This window comes from Actinoplanes sp. NPDC051470 (assembly GCF_040682035.1).
GTDB lineage: Bacteria > Actinomycetota > Actinomycetes > Mycobacteriales > Micromonosporaceae > Actinoplanes.
In genome coordinates this window covers 1-1,852 of record NZ_JBFBAA010000083.1, presented here as the reverse complement: position 1 = coordinate 1,852, position 1,852 = coordinate 1, and the positions used below count along the sequence as shown (strand labels likewise).

Here is a 1,852-nt window from a genome sequence, read left to right as displayed (position 1 = left end):
CTTCGCGGGCTTGCTTGAGCCGGATGCATGGAAACGTGCACGTCCGGTTCTGAGGGGGCGGCGGCGCAGCAATGCGCCGTCGCTACCCGGCCGATCCGCGCGCTACGCAACGTCGCGGCGAGGCAGGCACGGACCTGGGATGTGACTGCGCGAGGCGCCCCGTCGTCGAGGAAGCATGACGACGGCCGCCTCCGCGAACCGTTTGCGGGCCGGCGCGTTGGCGCGGCATTCTTTGCCGGTGCCGATCCAGCCTCTGACATCCCCGCTTTCATGACCACGATGCGGCAGCAGGTGCTCGGCGGGTTGGCCGACCGGATCCTCGCCCTGCGGCTGGATCACCCGACACGCGTGGGGATCGGCGGCCGCTCTGCGGCCGGGAAAACGACGCTGGCCGACGAACTGGCCGCCACCCTACGCGGGAAGACGACACGTCCCGTGCGCCGGGTCACGATCGACCACTTCAAACGGCATGTCGACCTGCGTACTCAATATCCGCCCGGCTCGCCGCAGAGCTACTACTTCGAGATGTTCGACATCGACGCCATCCGCGACGATCTACTGGCGCCGCTCAGTCCGGGCGGCAACCGCCGCTACCGCACCCAGATCATGGACTTCAGCGGTCATACACCCATCGACTCCGGCGTCCACCCGGCCCCGGACGACATGATTCTGTTGGCGGACGGCGGGTTCCTGCAGCAGATCCCCGAACCACATCGTGTTGGCTGCCCGATTCTCGTGCGGTCCGATTCGGCGGGCAGCAGTCACGAGTTCCTCGCCCATGTCCGCGGCCTGCATGAGCAGGGTGTGCTCACCGAGTTCTCCGTCGGTGTCGCGATCACCAAGCCGGTCCGGGCCGCGATCACCGCCGCCCAGGATTGGGTGGCGGCGCTCGACGGCGACGGCAGCCTGCGCGACGGCGCGGAGATCGTCGAACTTACCGACCTGGCCGACCCTGACCTGCTGGCTTCGTTCCCGGCCGGCACCCGGCTGATCTGCCGCCGGGAACGCCCGCACCCGGCGCGCAGCTCTCCCTGTTCGACACGATCAACGGCAAACGGCATCAAGTCTTCGCCACCGACACACCGATCGGCGGTGGATCCATTCAGTTCCTGGAAGTCCGGCACCGCTGCCATGCCCGCGTCGAGGACCGGATCCGCACCGGCAAGACCACCGGAATCGGCCGATTCCCGTCTCGCACCTTCGCGATCAACCAAGCGTGGCTGGAACTCGCCCTCACCGGCTTCGACCTGCTCTGATGGACCCAGCACCTGCTCCTGGACGGGCCACTCGCGGCCGCGGAGCCGAAGAAACTGCGCTACCGGCTGCTGCACGTCGTCGCGAAACTCACCCGCACCGCCAGGACCACCACCCTGCGCATCGCCGCCGACTGGCCCTGGACCGACCAGCTCGTCACCGCATTCCGGCGCCTCGCCGCGCTGCCCGAGCCCGTTACCTGACAACGGAATCCGCCGCACCACCAACCAGGACAACGGAGCAACCCGGCCTCCGGCCGGGCGACATCGGCTGCCCACCACCAAAAACATCACACCAGATCACTCAGGGCCAGACCCGGCCAAAGCACCGAGGCTTAATGAAAGACGGAGGCTAACAGTTGTAGAGGCTGGCCATTCGGTGGGTGCGGAGGCCAGCGCCCGGCAAACTGGCGTCAGCTGGGTCCGATCCAGAGGGCGAGCCAGCCTGCAATCATGCTGCTGACGCTGATCGCCAGGGACAACATGTCAAAGCCCCTAAGGCGGCTAAGCGGGTAGGCAAAGGTTCGGTACATAACTGGTGATGGGCTGTCAGCGAACACGCTCAGCGAGAGGGACATACCAACGAAAAGACCCCGTCG

General features: G+C 66.8%; 1 protein-coding gene and 1 pseudogene. One reads left to right on the top strand and one right to left on the bottom strand.

The genetic code is table 11. From position 1 onward, the window contains the following. Positions 1–690: 690 nt before the first annotated feature. Positions 691–1,457, top strand: a pseudogene (locus AB0M54_RS47850) (transposase); the annotation flags it as partial. Positions 1,458–1,666: 209 nt separating this feature from the next. Here the strand turns inward: AB0M54_RS47850 and AB0M54_RS47845 are convergent. After that, the coding region (locus AB0M54_RS47845) for a hypothetical protein (protein WP_364480049.1) at positions 1,667–1,852 on the bottom strand (186 nt) is incomplete at its 5' end.